The organism is Mycobacterium alsense, assembly GCF_002086635.1.
GTDB classification, from domain to species: domain Bacteria; phylum Actinomycetota; class Actinomycetes; order Mycobacteriales; family Mycobacteriaceae; genus Mycobacterium; species Mycobacterium alsense.
Genome location: NZ_MVHD01000024.1, coordinates 36,066 through 59,085 on the forward strand (window position 1 = coordinate 36,066; position 23,020 = coordinate 59,085).

Annotated in this window: 26 protein-coding genes; 16 read left to right on the forward strand and 10 right to left on the reverse strand. The window is 70.3% G+C overall.

Annotation, left to right across the window (positions count from 1 at the left end; all coding sequences use genetic code 11):
* Positions 1-176: 176 nt before the first annotated feature.
* Positions 177-800 carry a GTP cyclohydrolase I FolE gene (folE, locus tag BST11_RS14835; protein WP_083138693.1) on the reverse strand — a complete coding sequence of 208 codons (624 nt, stop codon included), beginning with the start codon at positions 798-800 and terminating at the stop codon, positions 177-179.
* 477 nt (positions 801-1,277) lie between these two features.
* Between folE and BST11_RS14840 the strand changes: the two genes are divergently transcribed.
* From BST11_RS14840 to BST11_RS14885, 10 genes are all read left to right on the forward strand, one after another.
* Positions 1,278-1,583, forward strand: coding sequence for a hypothetical protein (locus BST11_RS14840; protein ID WP_083138694.1), 306 nt, complete (start codon positions 1,278-1,280; stop codon positions 1,581-1,583).
* Between the two features lie 43 nt (positions 1,584-1,626).
* Positions 1,627-1,905 (forward strand): protein UsfY, encoded by a 279-nt coding sequence (usfY, locus tag BST11_RS14845; protein WP_244897659.1) that lies wholly within the window; start codon positions 1,627-1,629, stop codon positions 1,903-1,905.
* Between the two features lie 30 nt (positions 1,906-1,935).
* Complete coding sequence (locus BST11_RS14850) at positions 1,936-2,409, forward strand: polyketide cyclase (protein ID WP_372509600.1); 474 nt, start codon at positions 1,936-1,938, stop codon at positions 2,407-2,409.
* A gap of 84 nt (positions 2,410-2,493) precedes the next feature.
* Positions 2,494-3,192 (forward strand): helix-turn-helix transcriptional regulator, encoded by a 699-nt coding sequence (locus BST11_RS14855; protein ID WP_083138695.1) that lies wholly within the window; start codon positions 2,494-2,496, stop codon positions 3,190-3,192.
* Positions 3,193-3,220: 28 nt separating this feature from the next.
* Entirely contained in the window at positions 3,221-4,204 is a 984-nt protein-coding gene (locus BST11_RS14860; protein WP_083138696.1) for an NAD(P)H-dependent flavin oxidoreductase, read from the forward strand.
* Between the two features lie 114 nt (positions 4,205-4,318).
* Positions 4,319-5,143 carry a dihydropteroate synthase gene (gene folP, locus BST11_RS14865; RefSeq protein WP_142276367.1) on the forward strand — a complete coding sequence of 275 codons (825 nt, stop codon included), beginning with the start codon at positions 4,319-4,321 and terminating at the stop codon, positions 5,141-5,143.
* On the forward strand, positions 5,140-6,135 hold the full coding sequence (locus BST11_RS14870) for a glucosyl-3-phosphoglycerate synthase (RefSeq protein WP_083138698.1): 996 nt from the start codon (positions 5,140-5,142) through the stop codon (positions 6,133-6,135). The genes folP and BST11_RS14870 overlap by 4 nt, the downstream gene beginning before the upstream one ends.
* Positions 6,136-6,168: 33 nt before the next feature.
* Positions 6,169-6,543 carry a DivIVA domain-containing protein gene (locus BST11_RS14875; RefSeq protein WP_083138699.1) on the forward strand — a complete coding sequence of 125 codons (375 nt, stop codon included), beginning with the start codon at positions 6,169-6,171 and terminating at the stop codon, positions 6,541-6,543.
* On the forward strand, positions 6,540-7,121 hold the full coding sequence (locus BST11_RS14880; protein WP_083138700.1) for a DNA-3-methyladenine glycosylase I: 582 nt from the start codon (positions 6,540-6,542) through the stop codon (positions 7,119-7,121). The genes BST11_RS14875 and BST11_RS14880 overlap by 4 nt, the downstream gene beginning before the upstream one ends.
* 177 nt (positions 7,122-7,298) lie before the next feature.
* Positions 7,299-7,466, forward strand: coding sequence for a DUF3117 domain-containing protein (locus tag BST11_RS14885; RefSeq protein WP_003406247.1), 168 nt, complete (start codon positions 7,299-7,301; stop codon positions 7,464-7,466).
* 7 nt (positions 7,467-7,473) lie between these two features.
* Here the strand turns inward: BST11_RS14885 and glgA are convergent, their stop codons facing one another.
* On the reverse strand, positions 7,474-8,637 hold the full coding sequence (gene glgA, locus BST11_RS14890; protein WP_083138701.1) for a glycogen synthase: 1,164 nt from the start codon (positions 8,635-8,637) through the stop codon (positions 7,474-7,476).
* A 62-nt stretch (positions 8,638-8,699) separates the two neighbouring features.
* Between glgA and BST11_RS28955 the strand changes: the two genes are divergently transcribed.
* Both BST11_RS28955 and glgC read left to right on the forward strand, forming a co-directional pair.
* A complete protein-coding gene (locus BST11_RS28955; RefSeq protein WP_083138702.1) occupies positions 8,700-8,978 on the forward strand; it encodes a hypothetical protein in 279 nt (92 codons plus the stop codon).
* A 133-nt stretch (positions 8,979-9,111) separates the two neighbouring features.
* Positions 9,112-10,326, forward strand: coding sequence for a glucose-1-phosphate adenylyltransferase (glgC, locus tag BST11_RS14900; protein ID WP_067326314.1), 1,215 nt, complete (start codon positions 9,112-9,114; stop codon positions 10,324-10,326).
* 25 nt (positions 10,327-10,351) lie between these two features.
* On the opposite strand, the gene BST11_RS14905 is transcribed toward glgC, so the two are convergent.
* The 6 genes from BST11_RS14905 to BST11_RS14930 form a co-directional block, all read right to left on the reverse strand.
* Complete coding sequence (locus tag BST11_RS14905; protein ID WP_083138703.1) at positions 10,352-12,052, reverse strand: CocE/NonD family hydrolase; 1,701 nt, start codon at positions 12,050-12,052, stop codon at positions 10,352-10,354.
* Positions 12,053-12,078: 26 nt separating this feature from the next.
* Positions 12,079-12,753, reverse strand: coding sequence for a methyltransferase family protein (locus BST11_RS14910; RefSeq protein WP_083138704.1), 675 nt, complete (start codon positions 12,751-12,753; stop codon positions 12,079-12,081).
* Positions 12,750-14,384: an ABC transporter permease gene (locus BST11_RS14915; protein ID WP_142276360.1), complete on the reverse strand. Its 1,635-nt coding sequence runs from the start codon at positions 14,382-14,384 to the stop codon at positions 12,750-12,752. Before BST11_RS14915 ends, BST11_RS14910 begins: the two co-directional genes overlap by 4 nt.
* The gene (locus BST11_RS14920) at positions 14,381-15,301 is read right to left on the reverse strand and encodes an ABC transporter ATP-binding protein (RefSeq protein ID WP_083138728.1); all 921 of its coding nucleotides are present in this window, start codon (positions 15,299-15,301) and stop codon (positions 14,381-14,383) included. Before BST11_RS14920 ends, BST11_RS14915 begins: the two co-directional genes overlap by 4 nt.
* The gene (locus BST11_RS14925; protein ID WP_083138705.1) at positions 15,291-15,929 is read right to left on the reverse strand and encodes a TetR/AcrR family transcriptional regulator; all 639 of its coding nucleotides are present in this window, start codon (positions 15,927-15,929) and stop codon (positions 15,291-15,293) included. The genes BST11_RS14920 and BST11_RS14925 overlap by 11 nt, the downstream gene beginning before the upstream one ends.
* Before the next feature lie 75 nt (positions 15,930-16,004).
* Positions 16,005-16,670 carry an O-methyltransferase gene (locus tag BST11_RS14930; RefSeq protein WP_067316947.1) on the reverse strand — a complete coding sequence of 222 codons (666 nt, stop codon included), beginning with the start codon at positions 16,668-16,670 and terminating at the stop codon, positions 16,005-16,007.
* 201 nt (positions 16,671-16,871) lie between these two features.
* Between BST11_RS14930 and sigE the strand changes: the two genes are divergently transcribed.
* The 4 genes from sigE (at position 16,872) to tatB (ending at position 20,289) form a co-directional block, all read left to right on the forward strand.
* The gene (sigE, locus tag BST11_RS14935; RefSeq protein WP_083138729.1) at positions 16,872-17,651 is read left to right on the forward strand and encodes an RNA polymerase sigma factor SigE; all 780 of its coding nucleotides are present in this window, start codon (positions 16,872-16,874) and stop codon (positions 17,649-17,651) included.
* A gap of 136 nt (positions 17,652-17,787) precedes the next feature.
* Complete coding sequence (rseA, locus tag BST11_RS14940; protein WP_083138706.1) at positions 17,788-18,171, forward strand: anti-sigma E factor RseA; 384 nt, start codon at positions 17,788-17,790, stop codon at positions 18,169-18,171.
* 160 nt (positions 18,172-18,331) lie between these two features.
* Positions 18,332-19,852, forward strand: coding sequence for a serine protease HtrA (htrA, locus tag BST11_RS14945; RefSeq protein WP_083138707.1), 1,521 nt, complete (start codon positions 18,332-18,334; stop codon positions 19,850-19,852).
* A gap of 11 nt (positions 19,853-19,863) precedes the next feature.
* The gene (gene tatB, locus BST11_RS14950) at positions 19,864-20,289 is read left to right on the forward strand and encodes a Sec-independent protein translocase protein TatB (RefSeq protein ID WP_083138708.1); all 426 of its coding nucleotides are present in this window, start codon (positions 19,864-19,866) and stop codon (positions 20,287-20,289) included.
* A 132-nt stretch (positions 20,290-20,421) separates the two neighbouring features.
* Here tatB and BST11_RS14955 read toward each other — a convergent pair whose 3' ends face one another.
* Positions 20,422-21,567, reverse strand: coding sequence for an Mrp/NBP35 family ATP-binding protein (locus BST11_RS14955; protein WP_083138730.1), 1,146 nt, complete (start codon positions 21,565-21,567; stop codon positions 20,422-20,424).
* Between the two features lie 36 nt (positions 21,568-21,603).
* The gene (locus BST11_RS14960) at positions 21,604-22,953 is read right to left on the reverse strand and encodes a lytic transglycosylase domain-containing protein (protein ID WP_083138709.1); all 1,350 of its coding nucleotides are present in this window, start codon (positions 22,951-22,953) and stop codon (positions 21,604-21,606) included.
* Positions 22,954-23,020: the final 67 nt, after the last annotated feature.

Here is a 23,020-nt window from a genome sequence, read left to right on the forward strand (position 1 = left end):
TGGGGCCGCGGTCAGGTTTGACTGTGAAGCCTGGGCTTCGCGCGTGAACGCCGGGCGGAATAGGGCGCCGACATCCCGCCCTGAGCTCACCCCCAAAGCCATCGCTTCACGCCCGGCGCCGTCAGCTCACAGTCGATCGCAGCGCCGGTAGCGGTCTCTGGGGCAGTGCGCCTGTTTTAACGGCCGATGCCGGCGAGCGCGAAGAATTCGTGCCGGGAACTGGGGTCGGTACGCAAGGTACCGAGCAGGGTGGAGGTGACAGAGGTCGAGCCGGTGGCATTCACACCGCGCAGGGTCATGCAGGTGTGCTCGGCGCGGATCACGACACCGACCGCGCGTGGCTGAAGGTGATCGGTGAGCCAGTCGGCGACCTGCTTGGTCAACCGTTCCTGGACCTGGGGCCGGCATGCGAAATGCTCGACCACCCGGGCGAGCTTGGACAGCCCAAGGATGCGCTCACCCGGAAGGTAGCCGACGCACGCGGTGCCGGTGAACGGGAGTAGATGGTGCTCGCAGACCGACCGCAGCGGGATGTCGCGCGCCACCACCAGTTCGTCGTAACGCTCGTCATTGGGAAACGTGGTCGCCTCGAACGGTTCTGCGCTGAACAACTCCGCGTAGGCGCGGGCCATTCGCGCAGGTGTGGCACGCATGCTCTCGCCGTTCAGCGATATGCCCAGCGCCTGAAGGAATGCACCTGCCGCCTGTTCGGCGGCGGCCAGATCGCGGACCGGGCGATCGGCCAGCTGTAACAGCGAAGGCGGGGTCGCGCGGTGATTCCTGTGGTTGAGCGTGGTCATGGAGCATTACCGCCTTCGTGACACGAAAGACCGGGGCAGACGGGCAGACGCCATCGTTCCTCCTGTATCGGCAATGATGACTGGTTTTAGACGGTCGCCGACCGCTTTGTCAAGATCTATTGGTGTTACATTGCCGTACGCCCCGGCGCGGGATCGGGCGGGCGGCCCGAAACCGCCAGGCGCGCCACACATCCGGCGCCCTTCGGGTGCGCCAACAGCGACCCTGTGTCCTTTCTAACACTAAAAAGTATTGACGAGGGAAGTCGTCGCGTTTGAAAATTCGAGAACGGATGCCGATTCCTGATAAGAGGCAACATGACCACTGCTGTGCCGAGCGGGCAACAACCGGGCCGAGCTGTCAAGACCCCCATGAGCGGGCACGCGTCGTTGTTCGCGGCACGGAGGCGTGGGAGTGCTGCCCCGACGCGAATTCTGTTGGGGGCCATCGCGCGCCTGGCATCCTGGACTCTCGGACTGATGGCGGCGGCGTGGGTCGTCCCCGGTGTCTCGATGTCGGCCTCAGGGGTCATCTTCGCCGTGCTGTTTTTCTCGGTAACGCAGACGACCCTGTCGCTGTGGATCTTGAGGCTGCCCCATGGATGGACGCCGCTTGTCCTCGGCAGCACCGCCCTGATCCTTACCTTCGTCGCGATGGGTCTCGCCGGGGCATTCACTCACGGGTTGAGCATCGGCCCGACGCTGTCATGGGTTGCCGCGACGATCGTGGTATGGCTCGCGACAACGATCGGCGCCATTTTGCTGCCCGAGGTGTACGTCCGGTAGGCGTCATGCGTTTTCTTCGGTGAGCGACGAAGGGTGGAGAGCAATGGGATACACGCATCACGACCCGACGGATCATTTCCGGACGATGCATCCACGCGCCGGTATCACGATGAAGGACAACTTCTTCTGGCCCGGCTTCATCCTCCTGACGGTCGGATTTTTCGGGATGATCAGTAGCGTGGTTGCCGCCGCCTACGGGCATTACGAATGGCTTGGCGCGACGGCGCTCATAGCAATCCTCGGGGTGGTCGCCGGGGCGTTGTGGTTCCTCGTCGAGGTTCGCCACGTCACCCTCGTTGATCGGCAGTGGGCCGGCAAGTAGTGGGGACCCAGTGATCGGCGACCGATGGGGGTGACCGACGACGAGGTCGCCAGCCACTACCCGTGCGACGACATCGTCCCGGTCCCTGTTCTGCAGGCGTGGCGTGGCGTCACCGTGCGCTGCACCCCCGAGGGGTTGTGGCCGTGGGTCGGACAGATCAGGCTCGCGCCGTACTCCTATGACTGCATCGACAACCTGGGGCGGCGGTCGCCGCAAGAGCGACGCGCCCTGCCGGAACCCGCTGTCGGGCAACACTTCAGCACCGCCGCAACTCGCCGGCTCGGGCGGATCCTGTCCGTCTCGCCGGCAGAGCAGCTCACCGGCCGGATCGCGGGCGCGGTCATCTCCTACGTACTCGTGTCGAACGGTGACGTAACCCGCCTGCTGATGAAGGTCGTCACCGCGACAGGTCGGTGGCTTGCACCGCTGATCTCGGTCGGCGACCTGGTGATGGCTCGCCGCCAACTGCTCAACCTCAAGGGACTCGCCGAGAGCAATGCTTGAAACGAACGGCGAGGGACTGGTGGGCATGTCGTCCGACGGCGCAAGAACATTTTCGTCAAGATTCATTGGTGTTAGATTGGAACCATGAGTATCAGCGCGGGTGATGGCGTTGACGCCGTGGCCGGGCTGAGTAGTTTGGACGACCCGGTGCGACGCCTGCTCTACGAGTACGTGGCCTCTCGCGACGAGCCGGTGGTGCGTGATGCCGCGGCGGCGGCGGTCGGCATCAGCCGCACGCTGGCGGCCTACCATCTCGACAAGTTGGCAGACGCTGGGATCCTCGCGGTGAGTTATGCGCGGCCGTCTGGCCGGTCGGGTCCCGGGGCGGGGCGCCCGGCGAAGCGCTACGCGCGTGTGCAACAGGAACTGTCGGCGAGCGTGCCGCCACGCAATTATCGGTTGCTGGCCAAGCTGCTCGCCGAAGCGGTGGCCGCCGACGAGTCGGGCAAGGTCGGCTCGATGGTGGCGGCGGCGGCGCGCAAGGCCGGGCGGTCCAGCGGGTCAGACAGCGGTGTGGTCGATGCGCTGTGCGGGTGCGGGTTTGAGCCCGCTCCCACAGCCGATGGCGACATCGAATTGCGCAACTGCCCGTTTCATCTCCTGGCGGGCGAGTATCCCAAGTTGGTCTGTGATCTCAACTTGCAGCTGATCCGCGGCATGCTCGAGGCGGCCGGGGAACGACCCGGCCGGGCGGTGCTGGCGCCCCGCGAGGGCCGATGCTGCGTTGTGGTGCGCGCCGCGCAGCGTCCCCGGCAGAAACCGGCGCGGAAGCGCGATGGCTGATGCTTTGCCCGGTTTGAGGGGGCGGTAGGTGAACCCGTTGGAAGCGCTCGGGCTGCAATACCCGGTGATGCAGGCAGGCATGGGCGGCGGCGTGGCCAACGGTGAGCTGGCCGGATCGGTGTCGGCGGCCGGTGCCCTGGGCACAGTGGGCATGGCCGACCCGCAGACGTTCGCGGCCGAGCTGCGCCGCGCGGCCATGCTGGCCGGGAAACGGCCGGTAGCGGCGAATCTGTTGGTACCGTTCATCCGCAGGGCCCACGTCGACGCGTGCGCCGCGGCCGGGGTTCCCCTGGTGGTTCTGCACGGCGGCATCTCGCCGCGGTGGACGGCCGCGCTGCGGTCGGCGGGCGCCCGCGTGTTCTGCACCGTCGGCAGCGCGATGCAGGCGCGCCGCGCACTGGCCGCCGGTGCGGACGGCCTCGTGGTGCAAGGCGTCGAGGCCGGTGGACACCTGATGGCCGACCGGACACTGGCCATCACGTTGCCCGAGGTGCTCGAGGCGGTCGATGACGTTCCGGTGCTGGCTGCCGGCGGCGTGGCCGACGCCACCGACGTGCGCAGGCTGCTGGCGGCCGGAGCGGCCGGCGCGGTGGCGGGAACCCGGTTCCTGCTCACCGAGGAATCGTCCGCCCATCCCGAGTACAAAAAGCGGGTACTGGGTGCCCGGCGAACCATCCGCACGCTGGTTTTCGGGATGGGCTGGCACCTGCCGCACCGGGTGGTGCCGAACGCGGTCACCGACCGTTGGTGCGCGGGCGACGACTTGGGGCCGCGATGGATGCAGAGACTCAGCCGAGTCAGCGCCCCGCTGGGAAAGGCGCTGCCGTTGAACGCGCTTGGCACCGTTGTCTCCCTGCAGCGTGTCGCGCTACCGCTGTACACCCCTGCATTGCCGCTGACCGGGATGAACGCCGCGGTGGTCGATCACGCGGCGCTCTACGCCGGTGAAACGATCCACCGCATCCGCGACGTTATTCCGGCCACCGACGCCGTAGCGCGGCTCGCGCCATGACCAACGCAACACCACCTCGAGGGCGAACCGCAGCACCGCCCGCCGACCAGGCACCATAGACGCGTGCAGTCACTTCTCTGCGGCCGGCCGGTCGCCGGGGATCGCCCGCTGATCATGGCGATCGTCAACCGCACCCCGGACTCGTTCTACGACCGGGGTGCGACCTTCGGCGACGAGGCCGCCCGCGACGCCGCCCACCGCGCCATCGCCGACGGCGCGGACGTCATCGACATCGGTGGCGTCAAGGCCGGGCCGGGCGACGCCGTCGACGAGGACACCGAGACCGCCCGGCTGGTGCCGTTCATCGAATGGCTGCGCGGCGCCTACCCGGACCAGCTGATCAGCGTCGACACCTGGCGCTCGCGGGTGGCCAAGGTGGCCTGCGCGGCCGGCGCGGACCTGATCAACGACACCTGGGGCGGCATCGACCCGGGGCTGCCCGAGGTCGCCGCGGAGTTCGGGGCGGGCCTGGTGTGTTCGCACACCGGCGGCGCGCTGCCGCGCACGCGGCCGTTTCGGGTGAGCTACGGGACCACCACCCGCGGGGTCGTCGACGACGTCATCCGCCGGGTCACGGCCGCGGCGCGGCGGGCGGTCGCGGCCGGTGTGGCCCGCGACCGGGTGCTGATCGACCCCGCCCACGACTTCGGCAAGAACACCTTCCACGGGCTGGCATTGCTGCGCCACGTGGGCGATCTCGTCGACACCGGCTGGCCGGTTCTGCTCGCTTTGAGCAACAAGGACTTCGTCGGGGAGACTCTGGGTGTGGAATTGACCGAACGCCTCGAGGGGACGCTCGCGGCCACGGCGCTGGCGGCGGCGGCCGGCGTGCGGATGTTCCGGGTGCACGAGGTCGCGGCCACCCGCCGGGTGCTCGAGATGGTGTCGTCCATCCAGGGGACCCGCCCGCCGGCGCGCACGGTGAGGGGACTGGCATGACGGAGCTGGTGGACCTCGCCAGCGAGGGCGTCCTCGCCGCGCGGCCTGGCGACGTCTGGCTGTCCGACCGCAACTGGAGCCGCCCCGCCTGGACCGTCGGCGAACTGCAGGACGCGAAGGCCGGGCGGACCATCTCGGTGGTGCTGCCCGCCCTCAACGAGGAGGCGACCGTCGAGTCGGTGATCGAGAGCATCACGCCGCTGGTCGACGGCCTCGTCGACGAGCTCATCGTGCTGGACTCCGGCTCGACCGACGACACCGAGATCCGCGCGATCGCCGCGGGCGCCCGCGTCGTCAGCCGCGAACAGGCGCTGCCCGAGGTGCCCACCCGGCCCGGCAAGGGCGAGGCGCTGTGGCGTTCGCTCGCGGCCACCAGCGGCGACATCGTCGTGTTCGTCGACTCCGACCTGATCGATCCGCACCCGATGTTCGTGCCGTGGCTGGTGGCCCCGCTGCTCACCGGCCCACCCTCCCGCGGCGTTCACCTGGTCAAAAGCTTCTACCGGCGGCCGTTGACGGTCGGCGACGCGGACGCCGGCGCCGACGCCACCGGCGGCGGACGGGTGACCGAGCTGGTGGCGCGGCCGCTGCTCGCGGCGCTGCGACCGGAGCTCGGCGGCATCCTGCAGCCGCTCGGCGGCGAGTACGCGGCCAGCCGGGAGCTGCTGACGTCGCTGCCGTTCGCCCCGGGCTACGGCGTGGAGATCGGCCTGCTGGTGGACACCTTCGACCGGCTGGGGCTGGACGCGATCGCCCAGGTCAACCTCGGGGTGCGGGCGCACCGCAACCGGCCGCTGGCCGAGCTGGGCGCGATGAGCCGCCAGGTCATCGCGACCCTGCTGTCGCGCTGCGGGATCCCCGACTCCGGGGTCGGGCTGACGCAGTTTTTCGCCGACGGGCCCGACGGCTCCGATCTGCAGGCCTACACCGCGCACACCGCGCCGGTGTCGCTGGAGGACCGCCCGCCGATGAACGGCGTGCGGCCACGCTGACCGCTGTCGGCGGTATAGGGCAATATCGAACGCGTGGCGTTGGTGTTGTTGTACCTGGTCGTGCTGGTCCTGGTGGCGATCGTGTTGTTCGGCGCGGCCAGCCTGCTGTTCGGTCGCGGCGAGCAGCTGCCGCCGTTGCCGCGGGGGACGACGGCCACGGTGCTGCCCGCCTACGGTGTCACCGGCGCCGACGTCGACGCCGTGAAGTTCACCCAGGTGCTGCGCGGCTACAAGACCAGCGAGGTGGACTGGGTGCTCGACCGGCTCGCCCGCGAGCTCGAGGCGCTGCGCGGCCAGCTGGCCTCGGCCTTGGAGGCGCACGCGGCGCCGGGGGCCGGGAGCGAGACCGAGGGCGGGAGCGATTCGGTGGAACCGCAAGACGCAGAGGATCGTCAGGACACAGTGTGAGCGATGACGAGCGGGTCCGGTGCGGCTGGGCGGCCACCCGGCCCGGGCCGGACTTCGAGATGTACCGGGACTACCACGACCAGGAATGGGGGCGCCCGCTGCGCGACGGGGTGGCCCTGTTCGAGCGGATGAGCCTCGAGGCCTTCCAGAGTGGGCTGTCGTGGCTGATCATCCTGCGCAAACGGGAGAACTTCCGGCGCGCCTTCGCCGGGTTCGACATCGAAACCGTCGCCGGCTACACCGAGGCCGACGTGGCGCGCCTGATGGCCGACCAGGGCATCGTGCGCAACCGCGCCAAGATCGACGCCACCATCGCCAACGCCCGCGCCGCCGCCGACCTGGGTTCCGCGGAGGACCTGTCCAAGCTGCTGTGGTCGTTCGCCCCGTCGCCGCGGCCCCGGCCCACCGACGCGTCCGAAATCCCCTCGGCCACCGACGAATCGAGGGCCATGGCCCGGGAGCTGAAACGGCGCGGGTTCCGCTTCGTCGGGCCGACCACCGCCTATGCGCTGATGCAGGCGACAGGCATGGTCGACGACCATGTTCGCGATTGCTGGGTGCCCGCCGCGACGCTCTGACGACCCGTTGGGGCGTCACAAGCGGGTCTTTGTGTTCCCGCGGACCCGGATAGGGAACAATGGGGGGGTGATTTGGCACTTCAACGTCGGGTATGGCTGGAAATCCACTGGCGGGGCATGCTCGGCGCCGACCAGGTCCGCGAAGCCGGGCCAGCTCGAATCTGGAGGGAGCACTCGATGGCGGCGATGAAGCCCCGTACCGGAGACGGTCCTTTGGAAGCGACCAAGGAGGGGCGCGGCATCGTTATGCGGGTACCGCTCGAGGGTGGCGGTCGGCTGGTCGTGGAGCTGACGCCCGACGAAGCCGCCGCCCTGGGCGACGAACTCAAGGGCGTCACCAGCTAGAGGCCGCTTACGCGCGCACCTTCCGGTAGATCTCCAGCGTCTGCTCGGCAACCTGCGCCCACGAGAAGTCCTCGACGCAGCGCTGGCGGCCCGCCTCGCCGTAGCGCTTCGCCTTGTCCGGCTCGGCGACCAGCTCGTTCACCGCTTCGGCCAGTTCGGTCTCGAAACGCGTCGGGTCGTCGGCGTCGTAATGCACCAGCGAGCCGGTGACACCGTCGGCGACCGTCTCGGGGATCCCGCCGACGTCGGAGGCCACCACCGCGGTCGCGCACGCCATCGCTTCGAGGTTCACGATCCCCAATGGCTCGTACACCGACGGGCAAACGAAGACCCTTGCCGCCGAGAGTATTTCGCGTATCTCCGCGATGGGCAGCATTTCCCGGATCCAGAACACCTCGTCGCGGGCGCGGGCCAGCTCGGTGATCGCGGTCCCGACCTCGTCGGCCAGCTCCGGGGTGTCGGCGGCGCCGGCGCACAGCACCACCTGCACGCCCGGGGCGAAGCGGTGCGCGGCGGCCACCAGGTGGGCCACGCCCTTCTGCCGGGTGATCCGCCCGACGAACGCCACGATGGGCCGGCGCGGATCGACCCCGAGTTCGCTCAGCAACGACCCGGTTTCCCGCGGGGCGGCGGGGTACCAGACGTTGGCGTCGACCCCGTTGCGGATGACGTGCACCAGGCTCGGGTCCAGCGTGGGATACACGCGCAGGATGTCCTCCCGCATCGCCGCGCTGACGGCGATGACGGCGTCGGCGCCCAGCACCGCCGTCCGCTCCACCCACGTGGACACGCGGTAGCCGCCGCCGAGCTGCTCGGCCTTCCACGGGCGCAGCGGCTCGAGCGAGTGCGCGGTCAGGACGTGCGGGATGTCGTAGAGCAACGCGGTCAGGTGCCCGGCCAGGCCGGCGTACCAGGTGTGCGAGTGCACGACGGTGGCCGCCGATGCGGCGTTGGCCATCATCAGGTCCGCCGACAACGCGGACAGCGCCGGGTTGGCGCCGTGCATGCGCGGGTCGGGTTGCTGCGCGAAGGCGTCCGGGCGGGGCGCGCCGATGCAGTGCACGTCGACCGCGCACAGCCGCCGCAGCTGGGCGACGAGCTCGGTGACGTGTACCCCGGCGCCGCCGTAGACCTCGGGCGGGTACTCCCGGGTCATCATCGCGACGCGCATACTCCGCACCGTAGTTCGGCGACGCGGCCGCCCGCGAGTCGGGCGGGTGCGGAGCCGGAGGATTGGGCGGCGTCGGCGACGCGGCCGCCCGCGAGTCGGGCGGGTGCGGAGCCGGAGGATTGGGCGGCGTCGGCGACGCGGCCGCACGCGAGTCGGGCGGGTGCGGAGCCGGAGGATTGGGCGGCGTCGGCGACGCGGCCGCCCGCGAGTCGGGCGGGTGCGGAGCCGGAGGGTTGGGCGGCGTCGGCGACGCGGCCGCCCGCGAGTCGGGCGGGTGCGGAGCCGGAGGATTGGGCGGCGTCGGCGACGCGGCCGCCCGCGAGTCGGGGCTTGGGCAATAATGGAGGAATCGGGTCCCGGGAACTCAACAAGAATCGGACGAGCAGCAGAAAAAACTGGGCCAAATTCGTTGACGGACAGGGGCCACTTCCGTTCCCGCTGGCAGCGGTTGGCGGCGGCCGATAGTTTGGAACCATGAGGGAAGCGCCACACGTGCTGGGCATTGTCCTGGCCGGCGGTGAGGGCAAGCGGTTGTACCCCCTGACCGCGGACCGGGCCAAACCCGCCGTTCCCTTCGGGGGCGCCTACCGGCTGATCGATTTCGTCCTGTCCAACCTCGTCAACGCCCGCTATTTGCGGATCTGCGTTCTGACCCAATACAAGTCGCATTCACTCGACCGCCACATTTCGCAAAACTGGCGTCTGTCGGGTCTGGCCGGTGAATACATCACGCCGGTGCCGGCCCAGCAGCGCCTGGGGCCGCGCTGGTACACCGGCTCGGCCGACGCGATTTATCAGTCGCTCAACCTGATCTACGACGAAGATCCCGATTACCTAGTCGTTTTCGGCGCCGACCACGTCTACCGGATGGACCCCGAGCAGATGGTCCGGTTCCACATCGACAGCGGGGCCGGCGCGACGGTGGCCGGCATCCGGGTGCCACGCGCCGAGGCCACGGCGTTCGGCTGCATCGACTCCGACGAGTCCGGCCGCATCCGCGATTTCGTGGAGAAGCCCTTGGATCCGCCCGCGACCCCCGGCGATCCCGCCTCGACGTTCGCGTCGATGGGCAACTACATCTTCACCACCAAGGTGCTCGTCGACGCGATTCGCGCCGACGCCGAGGACGACCACTCGGATCACGACATGGGCGGTGACATCATCCCGCGGCTGGTGGCCGACGGGATGGCCGCGGTCTACGACTTTTCCGACAACGAGGTGCCCGGCGCCACCGACCGCGACCGCGGATACTGGCGCGACGTCGGGACGCTCGACGCGTTCTACGACGCGCACATGGACCTGGTGTCGGTGCATCCGGTGTTCAACCTCTACAACAAGCGCTGGCCGATCCGCGGCGAGTCGGAGAACCTCGCGCCGGCCAAGTTCGTCAACGGCGGCTCGGCCCAGGAGTCCGTGGTGGGCGCCGGCAGCATCATCTCGGCGGCGTCCGTGCGCAACTCGGTGCTGTCGTCGAACGTCGTCGTCGACGACGGCGCGATCGTGGAGGGCAGCGTCATCATGCCGGGCGCCCGGGTCGGGCGTGGCGCGGTGGTGCGGCACGCGATCCTGGACAAGAACGTCGTCGTCGGGCCCGGGGAGATGGTCGGCGTGGACCTGGAAAAGGACCGCGAGCGCTTCGCGATCAGCGCGGGCGGCGTGGTCGCCGTGGGCAAGGGCGTGTGGATCTAGGGTCCCCTCGTCTTGCTCGACGTCCTCAGGGAATCTCCGGGATCAGCAGGTGGGCGTCGAAACCCGGCCCCCAGTGCAGGGTGATGCGGCCGCGCGGCGAGCCGGCGTAGGCCGCGGGCAGCTGACCGGTCAGCGGGTTGGCCGGGCACAGCCAGCGCCCGGCCACCACCAGTCGCAGCTGCTCACCCGCGCGGAACAGCGTCGCCGACGGGCCCAGCGCGACGTCGACCGCCACGACCTCGCCGGGGGAGACGGGCCGCGGCTCGGCGCATGCCGCGACCGGCTCCCACGGCCGCGACAGCTCGGGGTCCAGCGCGCGCAACGCGACGCGCTGCCAGCCCGTGGTCACCCTGTCGCGGCCGTAGCCGTAGGACCCCTCGAAGCCGACGAACCGGTCCCCGAACCGGCCCGCGCGCCACTTCTCCACCCCGACGAACAGGTTGGCGTCGTCGCAGCCGGCCAATTCGACCCACAACCGCGCGGCCATGGGCCCGGTCAGTTCGGTGTCCTCGGGCAGGATCCAGCTGAATGACGCTGCGCGCGAGCCGGTTTCGAACGTGACGCTACCCGCCTCCACCGCCCGCTCGGGTGTCAGCGTCCCGGGCCCGGCGAGATGTATTGGCCGCCAACGGGTGCGGGCCAGCGGCCATTCGGCCTCTTCGCGCACCGCGGCGACGGTGTCGCGGTCCTCGCGCACCTCGAGGCGCACGGTGCGCGAGCCGGCCCCGACATTTGGGCCATCCAGCACGCCGCGGAAGAACCGCAGCTGTTCGTCCAGCGCGGCTTGGGAGTAGAACGTCGCCCACTTGCCGCCGCGATGCGTGTAGAGGCGGGCGTGGGCGGAACCGGCGTGGGTGAACGCCCGCACCGAGCCGCGGGAGTGCAGGTTGTTGTCGGAGAAGCTGCCGCAGACCAGCATGGGCACCGTGATCGCCGACAAGTCGGGCACCAGCGAGCGCCAGAACTCGTCGCGCAGCGGGTGCTCGTCCTGGGCGCGCTCGAGGTCGTAGGCCTGCCGCGTGCCGCGGCGGACGTTGCGCGACCACATCCGCGTGAAGCCGGTTTCGCGGACGCCGCCGGGGAAGGTCAGGTCGCGATAGGCGTCGGTGAAGCCTTCCCACGGGCAGATCGCCCGCAGCGCCGGCGGTTGCAGGGCGGCGACGGCGTACTGGCTGATGGCCAAATACGACACCCCCAGCATGACGACGTTGCCGTCGCACCACGGTTGGCCGGCGATCCACTGCACCAGGTCGTAGGTGTCCTCGGCCTCCTGGCGCGACAGCAGCTTTCCCGTGCCGTCCGAGCGCCCGCAGCCGCGGGAGTCGGCGTTGACGACGGTGAAACCGCGCGCCGTCCACCACGCCGGATCCGGTGCCTCCCAGCCGGTCAGCGCCGAGAAACTCACCGATTGCGGCTGGCGCAACACGCGGTATTGCGCCGAGAACGTCCACCTCCTGCCCCGCCGCTTCGGCAGGTTGTCCTTGCCGTAGGGGTGGATGCTCAAGATGACCGGACGGGGGTCGCCAGGGCGGCGAAAGACGTTGATCCGCAACACGGTTCCGTCCCGGGTCGGGACTTCGGTGTCGCGGTCGACCACGAGGTCGGCCGGCGGGTCGGTGACCGTGACCGGCGGCTTGGCGATGCCGCGGACGCGGCGCACGGCGTACCGCAGCGCGCCCGGGCGCCGCCACGGCCGGTCGAGCGCGGGTGCCGTGTTGAGTGCCACGCCGCTACCTTAGAGCGATTTCGGCGCTACCACACGTAGGGCAGCAGGCGATAGCGCACCCGCTGCATGTATTCGCGGTACCCCGGCAGCTCCCGGGCGAGCAGCCGTTCCTCGTCGCGGATGCGCAGCACGTGCACCACGACACCGGGGACGAGGAACAACAGCCCCCAGTACGAGCCGAGGGCCAGCGGAATGCCGGGCATCAGGATCATGTTGCCGACATACATCGGGTGCCGCACGTGCCGGTAGAGCCCTGTGGAGGTCAGCGTTTGGCCCGACTCGACGGTGACCGTGGCTGCCGCGTAACCGTTTTGGATGACCACCAGCATGGCGACGCCCAGGCCCGTCGCCACCAGGCCGTCGCCGAGCACCGACACCCAGGCGGGCACCGACGACCAGCCCATCCGGTGGTCAACCGCGCTGAACACCACCGACGCGAACAGCGTCGCGAACGCAGAGGTGATCACCACCTTCTGCACCGGTCTGGTCTCCGCCAGCGGTCCGCCGCGCATGCGGCGCTGCAGGGCTTCGGGGTTGGTCCGCAGGAGGTAGATGCTCGGCAGAGTGGTCGCCGCGGTGAAGGTGGCGGCGAAGGCCCATCCCTGCCAATAGGCGAACGTGCCCGCCGGCAGGAACAGCATGAGGCCCAACCCGAGCAATCCCCACACCGACGACGCCGCCGCCCGGATGCCGGTTTTCATAGTCGCAGATCCCTCCGTCGAAAAGCGATGGCCCCCAAGATGATCAGCGCCGTGTCGATCGCCAGCAGCCACAGCAGCGGCACAGCATTGAAGTCGGCGCCGACCCGCGGGACGTGCGCGAACGGCTCGAGATCGAGCACCCACTGCGGGAACCGCGCCAGCGACCCGATCAGGTAGATCGCGACGATGCCGACCAGCACGCCCCACGCCACCGGAGTGAAGCGCGGTGCCAGACCGAACAACGCCACCGTGACGGCGGCGAGCAGCCACACGGCGGGCAGCTGGACGGCCGCGCTGCCGGCGACGACGGCCAGCCTGCCGCCGAGGTCGCCGGCCGCGGCGCCGTAGACGAGCCCGCCCGCCACGCCGCCGGCCAGCAGCGCGATCGCGGGTCCCAGGAGCGCGGCCGCTAAATGGCTTGCCAGCCAGCGGGTCCGGGAGACCGCGCCGGCCAGCACGGGCTCGGCACGCTGGCCGGATTCCTCCTGGTGCAGCCGCAGGGTGAGCGAGATGGCGAACGCGGCGGCGGCCATGCCGATCATGGCGTGCGCCACCGCGATGAAGGCCTCCTCCAGCGCGCTGGTGCCGCCCATGCGCGCGACGATGTCGCGCACGGTGGCGTTGTCGCCGAGCTGGTCGCCGATTCCGTGCACCACGCTGCCCATCAGCACGCCGTACAGGCACAGGCCCACGGTCCACAGCAGCAGCGCCCCCCGGTCGAGCCGCCACGTCAGCCCGTCGACGCCGCGCAGCCGCGTTCCGGCACCGCCGGGCCCGGCGCGTTCGGCAATCAGTCCGGCGCCCACGTCGCGGCCGGCGAGCAGCCGATAGGCCACCAGGGTCAGCGCGGCCGTGGTCAGCAGATGCAGCAGCAGCACCCACCAACGGTCGCCCGCGTACGGCCGGACCTGCAGCGACCAGCCCAACGGCGAGAGCCACGACAGCCGCCCGTCACCGGCGTCGCCGACGGCGCGCAGCGTGAACGCGGCCCCCAACGCGGCGAACGCGGCTCCGCGGGCGAAGCGGGCGCTCGGCGAGAGCTGCGCGGTCAGCGCCGCCACGGCGGTGAAGACCAGGCCCGAGCATGCCAGCGCCGCGCCGAACGCGAGCGACCCGCCGGCCGGGACCTCGGTGGTCAGCAGGCCCGCCGCGCCGATCGCGCCGGTGGCGATCGACGCGCCGAATGACAGCAGCAGCGCCGCGCTCAGCGAGGCGTACCGGCCCACGGCGGTGGAGCCCACCAACTCGGTGCGGCCGGTCTCCTCGTCGGCGCGGGTGTGGCGGATCATCGTGAGGATGACGGCCACCGCGATCAGCAGGTGGAACATCCCCGCCTTCCAAATGCCAACGGCCCCAAGGCTATCGTTGTAGACCTGCCCGTACAGCGCGCGCTGGGCGGGGCTGGCCATGATGGAGGCGGCAAAGCTGGCGCGGTCCGACGCGGAGGGGTAGACCTTTTCGATGCTGCCGACGTAGACCGTGGCCAGAGGCACCGACAGCAGCAGCACCCAGAGCGGCAGCGACACCCGGTCGCGGCGCAGGTAGAGGCGCAGCATGCCGAGCGTGCCGGAGAAGTGGGAAGCGGCGCGCGGTTGGGCCGGGCGCGGAAGGTCCAGGGTCGCGGTGCTCATGCGGAGACCTTCTTGTCGCTTTCGGCGCCGTTGTAGTGGCGCAGGAAGAGCTCCTCGAGGGTCGGGGGCTGGCTGACGAGGCTGCGCACCCCGGCGTCGCCCAGGACACGGATGAGTTCCCCGAGGCTTTCGCTCTCGACCTGCGCGCGCAGCGTGTTGCCGTCGACGCTGACGTCCTCGACGCCCTTGATGCGGCTGACATCGCCCGGGTCGCCGATCATCTCGGCGGTGATCGAGGTGCGGCTCAGATGACGCATCGACTCCAGCGTGCCGCTCTCGACGGTCTTGCCGGCGCGGATGATGGTCACCCGGTCGCACAGCGATTCCGTCTCGGCCAGGATGTGGCTGGACAGCAGGACCGTCGCACCGCGGCCGCGGGCCTCGCCCACGCACTGCTGAAACACGTTCTCCATCAACGGGTCCAGGCCACTGCTGGGCTCGTCCAGTAGGAGGAGGCGCGCGTGCGACGAGAAGGCCGAAATCAGGGAGACCTTCTGCCGGTTGCCCTTGGAGTAGGTGCGCGCCTTCTTGTGCGGGTCCAGGTCGAAGCGCTCGATGAGCTCGGCGCGGCGGCGTTCGTCGATGCCCCCGCGCATGCGGGCCAGCAAGTCGATCGTCTCGCCTCCGGTCAGCGAGGGCCACAGGGTGACATCGCCGGGCACGTAGGCGATGTGGCGGTGCAGCTCGACCGCGTCGGTCCACGGGTCGCCGCCCAACAGCCGCACGGTTCCGCCGTCGGCCTTCACCAGGCCCAGCAGGATGCGGATGGTCGTCGACTTCCCGGCCCCGTTGGGTCCGAGGAAGCCGTGCACCTCCCCCTCGCGCACGCTGAGGTCGAGGCCGTCCAGCGCCCGCACCGCACCGAAGTTCTTTGTCAGGCCGCGGATTTCGATGGGCGTGCGGTTATCAGCTGGCATGGTCTTCTCCTCGATCATCGGCGGCCAGGAATGCGTCGTACATGGTGTGGTCGACCATCAGTCCTTCGGTGTAGATCTCCAGGGCGGGCAGCACCATCTCGCTGGCGTAGTCGCGCAGGACGGCGCGGATATCCGTTGGGGTGTCGTGCATTTGCAGATACAGGAGAAAACCGCCGCCCCCGGTGATGCCCAGATACCGGGCCCTGGCACGGGGATCGCGGCTGGGCTTGATGGTGCCGGCCCGCACGCCCTCCTCGAGGTATTCCTCGGCGTTGTCGATCATCCTGCGCCACAACATCGTCGCGAGCTGACCGCCGGACTGCATGCTGCGCACCAGGTAGGCCATCAGCGGTGCGTAGTCCTCGATCTCGGCCAGCTGCGCGAACCAGGTGGCGGGGTCGTTGGACTGCAGCGCCTCGATTTTGGTGCTGCGGATCTCGGCGGCGATGTACTCGTCGCAGGCGTTGCGCAGGCCGTCCTTGGAGCCGAAGTGATGGATGACCAGCGCGGCGCTCACGCCCGCGGCCTCGGCGATGGCGCGCAGCCCGATGCCGAACCCGTGCCGGCCGAACTGCTCGATGGCCGCGTCGCGGATCCGGGCGGCGGCGGTCAGGTCAGCTGAACGCATGTTCAGTACATTAAACGCTCGTTCAGTCGGGCGTCAAGGGTCAAGGGTGTTGCCTGCTCGGCGGAATTAGCGGAATCAGTCGCGGACCGCGGCCAGCAGCCCGTCGCCCAGCGGCACCAGCGCGGGGGTGAGCCCTTCGTCCTCGGCGATGAGCCTGGCGGCCTCGCGCACCGCGGTCACCTCGGCGTCGCGGGCGGCGGGATCGCCCGCCCGGCCGCCCAGCGCCGCGCGGTGCACGACGATGACCCCGCCGGAGCGCAGCAGCCGCACCCCCTGCACCACGTACTCCGGCTGGTCGATCGGGTCGGCGTCGATGAACACCAGGTCGTAGGACTCGTCGGCGAGGCGGGTGAGCACCTCCTGGGCGCGGCCGCTGATCAGCCGGGTGCGGGACGGCCCGATGCCGGCTTCGGAGAACGACTGCCTGGCCAGCCGCAGGTACTCGGGCTCGATGTCGATGGTCGTCAGCACGCCGTCGTCGCTCATGCCGGACAGCAGCCACAGCCCGCTCACGCCCGCGCCCGTGCCCACCTCGGCCACGGCCTTGCCGCCGCTGAGCTTGACCAGCAGGCTCAGCAGCGCGCCGACCGCCGGCGTCACCGCCCCGGCGCCGATCTCGGTGGCGCGCTCGCGGGCCGCCGCCAGCAGCGCGTCCTCGGATATGGACGCCTCGGCGTGCGCGCACAGCGAGTCGGCTCGACTCGGTGCCGCCTGGCCAGTTTCTGCGTCGGTGCCGTTCATGCCCGCAGCGTATTCCAAATTGCCCCGCGGTCGGGCAGGCGCGCCTGAGCGGGACGGTGGCGACACGCCCGGGATCGCGGCGGCGACCAAGCTCACTCGGCGGCCGGTTCGCCCTGTTCAAAGCAGGTAACGATTTGGTTTCTCAGGCAAACCTCAGTTTGCTCCTATGCCCCGCATACGCCGGTGGGCGACGGTGGGCGCATGGAGCGCGGAGTTCGGGGGGCCGGGGGCGCAACTCGGCGGAATGGAACGGCCCGAAATGGGAATACCCAGTGGGAGCTTCGCGTTGCCGCCGTCAGCGAACTGTCAAACCTGGAGGATCCAATCACCACAGCGCTTTTGAGCCCGACGACCATGTCGCACGCCCAGGACTGCCGCGACGACGAGTGGGTGGAGACGACCGAGGAGTTGCAGGGCACCGCGGTGTTCGACGCGACGGGGGACAAGGCGACGATGCCGTCGTGGGACGAGCTCGTCCGCCAGCACGCCGACCGGGTGTACCGGCTGGCCTACCGGCTCTCGGGCAATCCGCAGGACGCCGAGGACCTGACCCAGGAGACGTTCATCCGAGTTTTCCGCTCGGTCCAGAACTACCAACCGGGAACGTTCGAGGGCTGGCTGCACCGCATCACCACCAACCTGTTCCTCGACATGGTGCGCCGGCGCGCGCGCATCCGCATGGAGGCACTGCCCGAGGATTACGACCGGGTGCCCGCCGACGAGCCCAACCCCGAGCAGATCTACCACGATTCGCGGCTCGGGCCCGACCTGCAGGCCGCACTGGATTCGCTGCCGCCGGAGTTCCGCGCCGCCGTCGTGCTGTGTGACATCGAGGGGTTGTCGTACGAGGAGATCGGCGCCACCCTGGGCGTCAAGCTGGGCACCGTGCGCAGCCGCATCCACCGCGGACGTCAGGCGCTGCGCGACTACCTGGCCGCGCACCCCGAGCACGGCATCCGCGCCGACGCGGCGCGGATCTGATCCCCTTCCACCGCGTCGCCGGACCACGCAGCGCCGGTTAATCCCGACGTTTTGCGCGCTGTCGAGGGGTATCGGCCGCCCCGTCGCGCTACATTCAGAAGATGGGCGACGTCGAGGTCGCGGGAAGGATCCGCTGATGGCCGACCGAGGAGAGGTGTTTCGCCGCGCGTTCTCCTGGCTGCCCGCACAGTTGGCCTCCCAGAGCGACGCGCCGGTCGGTGCCCCCCGGCGGTTCCGCTCCACCGAGCACCTGTCCACCGAGGCGATCGCGGCGTTCGTCGACGGTGAGCTGCGGATGAACGCCCACCTGCGCGCCGCGCATCATCTGTCGCTGTGTGCCGAGTGCGCGGCCGAGGTGGAGGGTCAAAGCCGTGCGCGTGCGGCGCTGCGCGACTCCCGCCCGATCCGCATCCCCAGCAACCTGCTCGGGCTGCTGTCGGAGATTCCGCACTATCCGCCGAACGACGAGTCGGACCCCCCCGACGACCCCGACGCGCGCGATCAGCGTAAGCGCCGGTAGTGCGCGTCGGCGCCGCGCCCGTTCATGCCGATCGACGCGGCCCCGTGGATACTAGGGTGGACACGGACAACGCTGGCGCGGCGCAAAGCGCCCGCTAGGCAGCCTGTCGCGAACGCTCCCGACGAGGACTTCCAAAAACGGACTCCCAAAAGAGGAAAATGTGACCTCCGACGCCAACAACAGCGGCAACCAGGACGACAGGGGCGGCGACCGCCTGCCGCCGCGTCCCGTTTCTCGACCTCCGGTCGACGCCGCATCGCGCCAGATGTTCAGCCGTCCCGCCGGGTTGCGGGGTTCCTTTGTCGCCGAGCGGGTCCGCCCGCAGAAGTACCGCAGCGAGGTGGAGTTCATACCGCACGACCAACCGGTCGATCCGGTGCTCGGGGAGGCGTTCGGGCGGCCCGCCGGGACCGCGGAGTCGCTGCAGCGCCACCCGATCGACGCCGGCGCGCTGGTCCGCGAGCGGGACGGTGCCGAGCCGGAAGGTGCCGACGACCCGTGGCGCGACCCGACCGCCGCCGCCGCGCTGGGCACCCCGGCGGTGGCGCCGTCGGGACCGCAGGGCGTGCCGGGCTACCGCGGCAAGCTCGGGGTGCGCGACGTGCTGTTCGGGAACAAGGTCTCCTACCTGGCACTCGGCGTCCTGCTGGCGATCGCGCTGGTGATCGGCGCTATCGGCGGGGTGATCGGCCGCAAGACCGCCGAGGTCGTCGAGGCCTTCACCACCTCGAAGGTGACGCTGTCGACCAGCAACAACGGTGAACTCCCGGCCGGCCGGTTCGCCAAGGTGGCGTCCGCGACGGCCAACGCTGTGGTGACCATCGAGTCCAAGAGCGACCAGGAGGGCATGCAGGGCTCCGGCGTCGTCATCGACGGACGCGGCTACATCGTCACCAACAACCACGTCATCTCCGAGGCGGCCAACAACCCCAGCCAGTTCAAGACGACGGTGGTCTTCAACGACGGCAAGGAGGTTCCCGCCAACCTCGTCGGCCGCGACCCCAAGACCGACCTGGCCGTGCTCAAGGTCGACAACGTCGACAACCTGAGCGTGGCCCAGCTGGGCGACTCCGACAAGGTCCGCGTCGGTGACGAGGTCCTCGCCGCCGGCGCGCCGCTGGGCCTGCGCAGCACCGTCACCCACGGGATCGTCAGCGCGCTGCACCGGCCCGTCCCGCTGTCGGGGGAGGGCTCCGACACCGACACCGTGATCGACGCCGTCCAGACCGACGCGTCGATCAACCACGGCAACTCCGGTGGCCCGCTGATCGACATGAACTCTCAGGTGATCGGCATCAACACCGCGGGCAAGTCATTGTCGGACAGCGCGAGCGGGCTGGGCTTTGCGATCCCGATCAACGAGGCCAAGGAGGTCGCGCAGACGCTGATCAAGGACGGCAAGATCGTGCACCCCACGCTGGGGGTCAGCACCCGGTCGGTGAGCAACGCCATCGCGTCGGGCGCCCAGGTCGCCAACGTGAAGGCGGGCAGCCCGGCCCAAAAGGGCGGGATTCTGGAAAACGACGTGATCGTCAAGGTGGGCAACCGCAAGGTCGCCGACGCCGACGAGTTCGTCGTCGCCGTCCGGCAGCTGAACATCGGGCAGGACGCCCCGATCGAGGTCGTCCGCGACGGCCGGCACGTCACGCTGACGGTCAAACCCGACGGGGACAAAGGCTAGTTGGAGGCTAGATGTTCGCCAACGTGGGCTGGGGAGAAATGCTCGTCCTGGTGGTGGTCGGGCTGCTGGTCCTCGGCCCCGAACGGCTGCCCGGCGCCATGCGCTGGACGGCAACCGCGCTGCGCCAGACCCGCGACTACCTGTCGGGCGTGACCAACCAGCTGCGCGAGGACATCGGCCCCGAGTTCGACGACCTGCGCGGCCCGCTCAGCGAGCTGCAGAAGCTGCGCGGCATGACTCCGCGCGCCGCGCTGACCAAGCACCTGCTCGACGGCGACGACTCGTTCTTCACAGGCAACTTCGAGCGCCCGACCAACGGGGCGCCGCCGAAGCCGGTGGAGGGCCCTGCAGTGTCCGGGGCCCCTGAAGCCTCTGGGGCCGCTGGGGCCGGGCCGCGCGCGGCCGGTCCGGCGCCGTTCGACTCCGACGCGACCTGAGCGCGCGGCTTGGGCGTCGAGTGTGAGGCCAGGGATTCGGCAGTGCAGCCTGGGCGCTGAAACGGCCGAAATTCCCGCCGTGGGTGCACGGCCAAAGCCGTGAGCGCACAGTCGAGAAAGGGTCCGCGCCGCTCAGTGCTTGGTCGGGTCGAGCCCCAGCGACACGCCCGCCAGGCCCCGCCGCCGCGACGACAGGCTGTCGGCCACGCTGCGCAGCTCCTTGCCGGCGGGGGAGTCGGGCGCGCTGAGCACGATCGGAACGCCGGAATCGCCCGCGGTGACGAGCGCCGGGTCCAGCGGGATCTGCCCCAGCAGCGGCACGTCGGCGCCGACCGCGCGCGACAGCCGCTCGGCGACCTGCCGGCCGCCTCCCTCACCGAACACCTGGAGGGTGGTGCCGTCGGGCAGCGTCAGCCCGGACATGTTCTCCACCACACCGGCGATGCGCTGGCGGGTTTGCAGCACGATGCTGCCGGCCCGCTCGGCGACCTCGGCCGCGGCCAGTTGCGGCGTGGTCACCACCAGGATTTCCGCGCTGGGCAGTAGCTGTGCCAGCGAGATGGCGACGTCGCCGGTCCCCGGCGGCAGGTCGAGCAGCAGCACGTCCAGGTCGCCCCAGTAGACGTCGGCCAGGAACTGCTGCAGCGCCCGGTGCAGCATCGGGCCGCGCCACACCACGGGGGTGTTGCCCTGGGTGAACTGGGCGATGGAGATGACCTTCACGTCGTGCGCGATGGGCGGCAGGATCATCGACTCGACCTGAGTGGGCCGGTCGGTGGTGCCCATCATCCGGGGGACGGAGTGGCCGTGGATGTCGGCGTCGAGCACGCCGACCGACAGGCCGCGCGCGGCCATCGCCACCGCGAGATTGACTGTGACGCTGGATTTTCCGACGCCGCCCTTGCCGGAGGCGACGGCGTAGACGCGGGTCAGCGAGTTGGGTTGGGCGAACGGGATGACGGGCTCGCGCGCGTCCCCGCGCAACTGCTTGCGCAACTCGGTGCGCTGCTCGTCGCTCATGACGTCGAGGGTGACCTTGACGGCCCCGGTGCCCGGGACGTCGGCGACCACCGCGGTGACGCGTTCGCTGATCTCGGTCTTTTTGGGGCAGGCGGCGGTGGTCAGGTAGATCGCGACGTGCACGCCGCCGTCGGGCTCGACGTCGACGCTCTTGACCATCCCGAGTTCGGTGATGGGACGGCGCAATTCGGGGTCGATCACCTTCGCCAACGCGGTGCGGACGGCTTCGCTCAGGTCGGCGGCATCATGAGTGGACATCGCCACCGAGTGTAGGCGCGCGCGATTGTTGGCTGGTCAGCCGCCCGCCACCGGGCCCGCGGGCTTGGGGGCCCCGGCCGCCGGGCCCGGGCCCGCCACACCGGCCGGCGGCGCGGGCGGCGCGGGGGGAGGCGGCGGCGCAAATGCCGGCGGCGCGGGAGGCGGTGGCGCAAAGGGAGGCGGAGCGGGAGGCGGTGGCGCAAAGGGCGGCGGCGCAAACGCCGGCTGCCCGAACGGCGGTGGCGCGAACGCGGGTGGCGTCGGCGGGTTCGAACCGATGCAGATCACGGTGCAGCCGGGCAGCTGCGTGGGTGCCTGCTGCTGCGGGGTCATCCACGGGAACATCGGCTGCTGCGCAAGGGTGGGCTGCGGTGAACTCAGGTCGATCAGCGGTGTGCGCGCAAACGGATCGTCCGTCGGCAGGCCGATGACGTTCATCGGCAAGCCGGGCCCGAGCCCCTCCGGGTTCTCGTCGTGCGCGTTGCCCAGCGGCGGCGGGGGTCCGGTCAGCGGTGGCAGGTCGACCGGGACCACACCGGTGGCGTAAGCGGCGGCCCATCCCAACACGTTCTGCGCGTAGGCCACCGAGTTGTTGTAGCGCAGGATCGCGGACATGACCTGCGACGGGTCGCGCAGGTTGAGCCCGCCGCTGCACAGGTACCTGGCGGCGGCCAGCGCGGAATCGAACAGGTTCTGCGGATCGGCCGTCCCGTCGCCCTTGCCGTCGGCGGCGTAGCGCGCCCACGTGCCGGGCAGGAACTGCATCGGCCCCATCGCACGCGCGTACGTCGGGCGATTGCCCACGCTGCTCTGCAGGATGACCTCGTTGCCCGGCAGCGTGCCGTCCAGCGCGGGGCCGTAGATCGGGACGACCGCGGTGCCGCGCGCGTCGACGGCGCCGCCGCCCGCGTGGCCCGACTCGATGCGCCCGATCCCGGCGAGCAGGTTCCAGCTGACGCCGCAGCCGGGTGCGACCGACGCCATCTTCATTTCCGCCCTGCGGTATGCGGTCAGGGCGATCGACGGAATCCCCAGCGCGCCAGGCGTATTCACGATCATCGGCGGCGGTGGCGCGGACGGGGCGGCCTCCGCGATGTGGAACGCCGTCGGCGCGTGATCGAGGGCGATGACGACCGGCCCGCTGGTGTCGGGGACCGTCGGTGAAACCGCGGCCACCGGGAAGATGGCCGCGCTCACCGGCGCAATCTGGTTGTGCACCGGCGGGTTGTGCCCCTGGACGGTGGGGCCCGCGCCCCCGACCGCTGCGGCGAACACCAGGGGACTGATCACGGCCACGCCGAATGCCGGGCTTGTCGTCACTCGATGGGCTCGCTGCCGCACGGCCGCGGTGGCCGGGCGTGCACCCCAGCGTCCCCCAATGCGCACTCGACGGTCCTAAGGTCGGGAAACTACCTGCTTAGCTTCGTGAACCAGATCACAATACATAACCCCC

What these genes read in the sequence shown, in the direction of transcription:
- folE (WP_083138693.1), bottom strand. Translation starts at nt 800, where the DNA reads ATGACCACGCTCAACCACAGGAATCACCGCGCGACCCCGCCTTCGCTG.
- BST11_RS14840 (WP_083138694.1), top strand. Translation starts at nt 1,278, where the DNA reads ATGGCGGCGGCGTGGGTCGTCCCCGGTGTCTCGATGTCGGCCTCAGGG.
- usfY (WP_244897659.1), top strand. Translation starts at nt 1,627, where the DNA reads ATGGGATACACGCATCACGACCCGACGGATCATTTCCGGACGATGCAT.
- BST11_RS14855 (WP_083138695.1), top strand. Translation starts at nt 2,494, where the DNA reads ATGAGTATCAGCGCGGGTGATGGCGTTGACGCCGTGGCCGGGCTGAGT.
- folP (WP_142276367.1), top strand. Translation starts at nt 4,319, where the DNA reads ATGGCGATCGTCAACCGCACCCCGGACTCGTTCTACGACCGGGGTGCG.
- BST11_RS14870 (WP_083138698.1), top strand. Translation starts at nt 5,140, where the DNA reads ATGACGGAGCTGGTGGACCTCGCCAGCGAGGGCGTCCTCGCCGCGCGG.
- BST11_RS14885 (WP_003406247.1), top strand. Translation starts at nt 7,299, where the DNA reads ATGGCGGCGATGAAGCCCCGTACCGGAGACGGTCCTTTGGAAGCGACC.
- glgA (WP_083138701.1), bottom strand. Translation starts at nt 8,637, where the DNA reads ATGCGCGTCGCGATGATGACCCGGGAGTACCCGCCCGAGGTCTACGGC.
- glgC (WP_067326314.1), top strand. Translation starts at nt 9,112, where the DNA reads ATGAGGGAAGCGCCACACGTGCTGGGCATTGTCCTGGCCGGCGGTGAG.
- BST11_RS14910 (WP_083138704.1), bottom strand. Translation starts at nt 12,753, where the DNA reads ATGAAAACCGGCATCCGGGCGGCGGCGTCGTCGGTGTGGGGATTGCTC.
- BST11_RS14915 (WP_142276360.1), bottom strand. Translation starts at nt 14,384, where the DNA reads ATGAGCACCGCGACCCTGGACCTTCCGCGCCCGGCCCAACCGCGCGCC.
- BST11_RS14920 (WP_083138728.1), bottom strand. Translation starts at nt 15,301, where the DNA reads ATGCCAGCTGATAACCGCACGCCCATCGAAATCCGCGGCCTGACAAAG.
- BST11_RS14925 (WP_083138705.1), bottom strand. Translation starts at nt 15,929, where the DNA reads ATGCGTTCAGCTGACCTGACCGCCGCCGCCCGGATCCGCGACGCGGCC.
- BST11_RS14930 (WP_067316947.1), bottom strand. Translation starts at nt 16,670, where the DNA reads ATGAACGGCACCGACGCAGAAACTGGCCAGGCGGCACCGAGTCGAGCC.
- sigE (WP_083138729.1), top strand. Translation starts at nt 16,872, where the DNA reads ATGGAGCGCGGAGTTCGGGGGGCCGGGGGCGCAACTCGGCGGAATGGA.
- rseA (WP_083138706.1), top strand. Translation starts at nt 17,788, where the DNA reads ATGGCCGACCGAGGAGAGGTGTTTCGCCGCGCGTTCTCCTGGCTGCCC.
- tatB (WP_083138708.1), top strand. Translation starts at nt 19,864, where the DNA reads ATGTTCGCCAACGTGGGCTGGGGAGAAATGCTCGTCCTGGTGGTGGTC.
- BST11_RS14955 (WP_083138730.1), bottom strand. Translation starts at nt 21,567, where the DNA reads ATGTCCACTCATGATGCCGCCGACCTGAGCGAAGCCGTCCGCACCGCG.